The organism is Cellulomonas septica (genome assembly GCF_012396155.1).
GTDB lineage: Bacteria > Actinomycetota > Actinomycetes > Actinomycetales > Cellulomonadaceae > Cellulomonas > Cellulomonas septica.
In genome coordinates this window covers 1-6389 of record NZ_JAAXOY010000157.1, presented here as the reverse complement: position 1 = coordinate 6389, position 6389 = coordinate 1, and the positions used below count along the sequence as shown (strand labels likewise).

At 74.8% G+C, this 6389-nt stretch carries 6 protein-coding genes and 1 pseudogene; 2 read left to right on the top strand and 5 right to left on the bottom strand.

Annotation, left to right across the window (positions count from 1 at the left end; all coding sequences use genetic code 11):
- The 3 genes and pseudogenes from HGA02_RS08060 to HGA02_RS08050 all read right to left on the bottom strand — a co-directional run.
- A pseudogene (locus tag HGA02_RS08060) lies at positions 1-1083 on the bottom strand (S9 family peptidase); the annotation flags it as partial.
- A gap of 130 nt (positions 1084-1213) precedes the next feature.
- Positions 1214-1741 (bottom strand): transcriptional regulator NrdR, encoded by a 528-nt coding sequence (gene nrdR / locus HGA02_RS08055; RefSeq protein WP_343035367.1) that lies wholly within the window; start codon positions 1739-1741, stop codon positions 1214-1216.
- Between the two features lie 407 nt (positions 1742-2148).
- Entirely contained in the window at positions 2149-2613 is a 465-nt protein-coding gene (locus HGA02_RS08050) for a LysM peptidoglycan-binding domain-containing protein (RefSeq protein WP_168678588.1), read from the bottom strand.
- Positions 2614-2920: 307 nt separating this feature from the next.
- Between HGA02_RS08050 and lexA the strand changes: the two genes are divergently transcribed.
- Positions 2921-3640, top strand: coding sequence for a transcriptional repressor LexA (gene lexA, locus HGA02_RS08045; protein WP_343035368.1), 720 nt, complete (start codon positions 2921-2923; stop codon positions 3638-3640).
- Positions 3641-3773: 133 nt separating this feature from the next.
- Positions 3774-4049: a DUF7218 family protein gene (locus HGA02_RS08040; protein ID WP_168678586.1), complete on the top strand. Its 276-nt coding sequence runs from the start codon at positions 3774-3776 to the stop codon at positions 4047-4049.
- A gap of 121 nt (positions 4050-4170) precedes the next feature.
- Here HGA02_RS08040 and HGA02_RS08035 read toward each other — a convergent pair whose 3' ends face one another.
- The gene (locus HGA02_RS08035) at positions 4171-5172 is read right to left on the bottom strand and encodes an L-lactate dehydrogenase (protein ID WP_124343314.1); all 1002 of its coding nucleotides are present in this window, start codon (positions 5170-5172) and stop codon (positions 4171-4173) included.
- Positions 5173-5278: 106 nt separating this feature from the next.
- A partial coding sequence (locus tag HGA02_RS08030) for an ATP-dependent DNA helicase (protein WP_168678585.1) occupies positions 5279-6389 on the bottom strand: 1111 nt, incomplete at its 5' end.

Here is a 6389-nt window from a genome sequence, read left to right as displayed (position 1 = left end):
CGACACGACGCGCCGGCCCCCGAGCAGCGTGACGAGCGCGCCGTCGTCGGTCACCCGCGCCAGGTGCACCGCACCCCGGTGCTGGACCGCCACGAGCGGCCCGTCGGGCGACTCCGCGAGCACCCCTGCGTCGAGGTCCACCGCGTCGGCGTCCGTCAGCCGCACCGGGACGGCGGGCTCCTGGCCCGCGACCGGCAGTGCCGCACGGAACAGGCCGACCTGCGCGGCGACGAAGTCGTGGCCCGACGGGCCGAGGTCGGTCGCGAGCAGCCACACCGACGCGCCGTCGGCCGACGGCAGCACCGCCTCCACGCCCAGGGCGCTCCCCCGGTCCGCGTCGGTCACCGGCACCAGGTCGAGCACGTCGACCGCCTCCGACCCGGCGGGGACGACGACCGCGTCCCGACGCAGGTCCTCCTCCCGGGCGGCGTGCCGCGGGACGACCGCGACCAGCGCGTCGCCCGACGGCAGCCAGCGCGCTCCGCGCACCTCGGCGTCGCCGCGGGTCAGTGCCGTCGACTCCGGGACCTCGGTCACCCGGGCCAGCTGTGCGGGCGTCTCGTCCGTCGTCGGCACCTCCACGACGAAGACGTGCTGGCGCTTGTCCCGCTCGAACCCGATGCCGTCGCCGCGGTACCGGAACGACGTGATGTGCCGCGCGGGCTCGCCGGCCGGGTCGCCGCCGGCCACGTAGCGCCCCTCCTCCGGCACGCGCGCGAGGTAGGCGATCCGCCGCCCGTCGGGCGAGAACCGGGGTGCCGACACCCCGAGCGGCGCGTCCGTGAGCCGCACCGGCTCACCACCCGACGCCTCGACCACGTAGAGCTGCGGCTTGCCCTTCGGCTCCGCACGGCAGAACGCGACCCAGCGGCCGTCGGGCGACACGTCCGGGGCGGTGTCGCGGTGCCCGCGGGTGATCCGGTGCGGCGCGGCGTCGCCGGCGAGCGGGACGAGCCAGAGCTGCCCGGTGTACTCGTCGGTCTCGAGGTCGGGGTGCGTGACGGCCACGACGGCCGCGGAGCCGTCGGGCAGGAGTGCGGGGGCGGAGGGGACGGTCAGGAGCAGCAGGTCGTCAGGTGTCACCCGACGAACCTACGTGACGCGTCGCGGCGCTCCCGCCACGTGTCGGACGCGCGCTCCGAGGGTCGAGCCGCGAGTGTCGTCGAGCGGCGGATCGGTGACGTGCGTCCGACGGTCGAGCCCCGACCTGTCGTCAGACGGTCGAGCCGGCACCTGTCGAGCCGGCCACCGGCTCGACAGCGTCGGTGGCGTCGGTGTCCGAGGACTCGCGTCCCTCCCGGTCGGCACGGAGGACCGTGATCGCGGCCTCGAAGTCCTCGAGCGAGTCGAACGCCTGGTAGACGCTCGCGAACCGGAGGTACGCGACCTCGTCGAGCTCGCGCAGCGGCCCGAGGATCGCCAGCCCGATCTCGTACGCGTCGATCTCGGCCGACCCCGACGCGCGGAGCGTCTCCTCGACGCGCTGGGCGAGCAGCGCGAGGTCGTCCTCGCTCACCGGACGCCCCTGGCACGCCTTGCGGACGCCGTTGGCGATCTTCTCGCGGCTGAAGGGCTCGGTGACGCCGGAGCGCTTGACGACCGAGAGGCTCGCGGTCTCGACGGTCGTGAACCGCCGGTTGCACTGCGGGCACTGACGGCGGCGGCGGATGGACGAGCCGTCGTCCGACGTGCGGGAGTCGACGACACGGGAGTCCGGGTGTCGGCAGAACGGGCAGTGCACCGCGATGTCTCCTCGCTGTCACGGACAGCGAGTCCCCTGACCCCGCTCGTCCTCGTCCCGGCGACGCTAGGACACCCTCCTACGGCGTCGCAAGGCGCGCCGACCTGACCACTCGACCGCCCGCCCGGTCGCGCGGGGCGGGGTCGCGGAGTCGGGCACCCGCGTGCAGGGAGGCGGCCGCTCGACGCGGCCGCCTCCCTGGGGACTCGCGTCCCAGATCACGGACCGACTCGCCTCGGTCCGGCGCGGTGCTGCGGCACGGGGCGATGCGAGCATCCCCTCGGCCACACCTCGACGAGCCCCCCAGCCCGTTCGATGAGGTAAGCCTAACCTACTGAGGGACGGCCCCCTCGTCAACGCTCCTCCCGGCGGCGCCCCCGCCTTCCCCGCAGGGGCGCCGCCGAGGCTCAGGAGCGCGGCAGGAGGATCTCCTGGCCCGCCATCAGACCTGCGTTGGGGAGGTCGTTGAGACGCACGAGCTCGAGGACGACGTCGCGCACGTCCTCCCCCGGCGCGGCGACCTGCTGCGCGAGGCCCCACATCGTCTCCCCCTCGAGGACGACGTGACGCGTGACCTCGACCGCAGAGCTCACCGGACCGTCCGCCGACGCGCGCGCGGCGATCGTCGAGACACCGATCGCGAGCAGCAGGCCGAGGACGACGACCACGAGCCGACCGCGTGCGGTCAGCCGCAGCGGCGCCTGCTCCGCGGTCGCCCGGGCACCGGCGTCGTCACGCCCGGCACCGGTCGCGACCGCTGTCCGACCCGCCGGCGCGACGGAGCGGGGCGCGGGCGGCGTCGACAACCGGACGACCCGCAGGTTCGGACGCACCGCTCCCGGCCCCGCCGGCGACAGCACCGCAGCGCTCATGTCGACTCTCCGCTCCGTCTGGTTCGAACGTCTGTTCGTCGAACGTCTGTACGATGTCTACCACCCGGCTCCGACACGCGTCCAGACGAGATCGAACAGATGTTTGATCTGGCTGCTCGCACTGCCTAGGCTGGCGGCGCAGGACAAGCGCACCACCGACCACTGACATCGCCCCGGCCGGCGCGGCCCGGACGCAGGTCGGAGGCGGCGCGCAGCGTCCGGCACCGAGCAGGCGGCGACCGGCCGACGACGTCAGGAGGGTGCAGTGAGCACGAGCGGGGACACCACGACCGGCACGCAGGACCGGGTGGCGACCGTCCACGCGCTCCCCGACGGCCCGGACGGGCCCGACGGCCTCACGGCGCGCCAGCGCCTCGTGCTCGACACCATCCGGGCGTCGGTCGAGTCGCGCGGCTACCCGCCGAGCATGCGCGAGATCGGCGAGGCCGTCGGCCTCACGAGCCCGTCGAGCGTCAAGCACCAGCTCACGGCCCTCGAGCGCAAGGGCTACCTGCGGCGCGACCCGAACCGGCCGCGCGCGATCGAGGTCGTCCACCCCGACGACTCGCGCGGCGTGTCCACCTGGACGGCGCCCGACGGCACCCGCACGCCCTTCTCCGCACCCGTCACCGGGGACGACGAGCAGGTGCCCAGCCCCTCCTACGTCCCGGTCGTGGGCCGGATCGCCGCGGGCGGCCCGATCCTGGCCGACCAGGTCGTCGAGGACGTGTTCCCGCTCCCGCGCCAGCTCGTCGGCGACGGCGAGCTGTTCCTGCTCCGCGTCGCGGGCGACTCGATGATCGACGCCGCCATCTGCGACGGCGACTGGGTCGTCGTGCGCCGCCAGCCGGTCGCGGAGAACGGCGAGATCGTCGCGGCCATGATCGACGGCGAGGCGACCGTCAAGACGCTCCGCCGGGCCGACGGTCACGTCTGGCTCATGCCGCACAACGCCGCCTACGCGCCGATCGTGGGCGACGAGGCGACGATCCTCGGCCGGGTCGTCTCCGTCCTGCGCAGCCTCTGACGTCCGGCTGCGCACCCCTGCGCGGACGCGGGACCGCGAGGACGCCGACGTCGTGCGCGTGCGGCGCGGCGAGGTCGGCGCGACGCTGGTCCGGGGTGAGGACGACGCCCCGGACCTCGACCGAGGAGCCACGATGCCCGGACGGATGCGAGACCCCGGCCCCAGCGTGAAGGACGCGAAGCTCTACGAGCGCCTGCGCGACGAGGGGAACAGCAAGGAGAAGTCGGCGCGCATCGCCAACGCCGCCGCCGGCTCGTCACGGTCGGCCGTCGGCCGCAAGGGCGGCCGCTCGGGCGACTACGACGACTGGACCGTCGACGACCTGCGCAAGAAGGCGGCGGACGTCGGCATCGAGGGGCGGTCGCGCATGCGCAAGTCGGAGCTGATCGACGCGCTGCGGTCGCACTGACGCCCGTCGGACCCGGCCGTGCGGCCGTCGCCGCACACCAGCGGGCCACGACCCCGCGGCGCCGCCACGCGCGACTGCGCGCCGCGGCGCCGCGAGCTCGGCCGGCGAGCAGGCAGCGAGGTCAGAAGCCGAACTGGCGCGCGACGTCCTTGACGGCCTCGGCGGAGCGTCGCAGACCCGCGAGCTCGTCGGCCGACATCGGCACCGCGAGCCGGTCCTCGACGCCCTTGGCACCGACGACGGCGGGGACGGAGAGGCACACGTCGGAGATCCCGTAGTAGTCGTCGAGCAGCGACGACACGGGCAGGATGCGGGACTCGTCATTGAGGACCGCCTCGATGATGCGCGACCCGGCGAGCGCGACCGCGTAGTTGGTCGCGCCCTTGCCCTCGATGATCTGGTACGCGGAGTCGACGACCTCGCGCGCGATCCGCTCGCGCACCTCGGAGGTCAGCGCGCCGCCGCGCCCGCCGAGGCCGTTCCACTCGAGCAGCGGCACCGCGCCGATGCTCGCCGAGCTCCAGAGCGGCAGCTCGCTGTCGCCGTGCTCGCCCGCGACGTACGCGTGGACGTTCTGCACCGCGACGCCCGTCTCGCGCGCGATGAGGTAGCGCAGCCGCGACGAGTCGAGGACGGTCCCGGAGCCGAACAGCCGCGACGGCGGCAGCCCCGAGATGCGCAGCGCGGCGTACGTGACGACGTCGACCGGGTTGGTGACCATGACGTACGTCGCGTCGGGCGCGACTTCGACGACCGCCGGGAGGACCTTGCGGACGAGCGAGATCGTGGCCTCGGCGAGGTCGAGGCGCGTCTGGCCGGGCTTCTGCTTCGCACCCGCGGTGAACATGACGATGTCGGCGTCGGCGCACACCGCGATGTCGTCCGAACCCACGACCTGGGCCATCGGCATGAACTGGATGCCGTGCCCGAGGTCGAGCGCCTCCGCCTGCACCTTGGCCTTGTTGATGTCGTAGAGCGCGACCGTGCGGGCGGCACCGCGCATGAGGGCGGCGTAGGCCATCGTCGACCCGACGGCGCCCGCCCCGACGATCGCGAGCTTGGACGTCCGGCGGCGCGGGACGTGCGGCGTCACGGCGTCGTCGAGGTCAGGGGTCTCGGTCATGGGGCGTCTCCCGCGTCGTCGTGCGACCGCCCGGGCCCGGGTCGGTCGGGGTGCGCGTCGGCGCCGGTGACGAGCACCGGCACCGCACGTCGGCGCAGCTCTGAGGCTAGCCGTCCCCGGTGAGGCGGCGCAGGGCGGACACGGCGACGTCGCGCTCGGTGGTCCGCCAGAAGCCGGGCAGCGATCGGGCGAGGAACTCGCCGTAGCGCGCGGTGACGAGCCGCGGGTCCAGGACGGCGACGACGCCGCGGTCCTCGGTCGTGCGGACCAGACGTCCTGCGCCCTGCGCGAGCAGCAGCGCGGCGTGCGTCGCCGACACCGACATGAAGCCGTTGCCGCCCGCGGCCGCGACCGCCTCGGTCCGGGCCGAGCGCACGGGGTCGTCCGGACGAGGGAACGGGATGCGGTCGATGAGGACGAGGCGGCACGCGGGCCCCGGCACGTCGACGCCCTGCCACAGCGACAGCGTCCCGAAGAGACACGTGGGCTCGTCGGCGGCGAACTGCGCGACGAGCGTCGGGAGCTGGTCGTCGCCCTGGAGCAGCACGGGCACGTCGAGCCGCTCCCGCATCGCGAGCGCGGCCGCCGTGGCCGCCCGACGGGACGAGAAGAGCCCGAGCGTGCGTCCCCCGGCCGCGCGGACGAGCGCCTCGATCTCGTCGAGCTGCGCGTCCGTCGCGGGTTCGCGCCCGGGCGGGGGCAGACGACGCGCGACGTAGAGGATGCCCTGCCGGGCGTAGTCGAACGGGCTGCCGACGTCGAGGCCGTGCCAGGTGAGCGGCCCGGGGTCGTCGGCCGCGTCGGTGCCGGTCGCCACGTCGAGCGCGTCGGCGTCGTCCGGCGCACCCGGCAGACGCGACGGGCCGACGGGTTCGGCGTCCGGCCGGACCTCGAGCCCGACGGACCGGGCGACCGGGTCGAACGAGCCACCGAGCGACAGCGTCGCGGACGTGAGCACACCGGTCCGCCCGCCGAGCAGGTGCGTGCGGATGAGGCCGTTCACCGCGAGCGGTGCGGCATGCAGGCGCGTGAGGACGCCACCGCGCCGGTCCTCGCCGCGCGCGCACCACAGGACGGTGTGGCGGTTGTCCTCCGGGTCGGCGGCCATGCGGTCGGCGACCTCGAAGAGCGCGAGCATCGCGGACGCGGCCATCTTCAGCCCGCCGTCGGGGGCGGCCGGACGCCCCGCGGTCGAGTCGGGCTTGAGCGCGCTCAGC

Bases quoted from the DNA above. Each gene is read 5' to 3' on its own strand.
- HGA02_RS08050 (WP_168678588.1), bottom strand. From the start codon at position 2,613: ATGAGCGCTGCGGTGCTGTCGCCGGCGGGGCCGGGAGCGGTGCGTCCG.
- HGA02_RS08040 (WP_168678586.1), top strand. From the start codon at position 3,774: ATGCCCGGACGGATGCGAGACCCCGGCCCCAGCGTGAAGGACGCGAAG.
- HGA02_RS08035 (WP_124343314.1), bottom strand. From the start codon at position 5,172: ATGACCGAGACCCCTGACCTCGACGACGCCGTGACGCCGCACGTCCCG.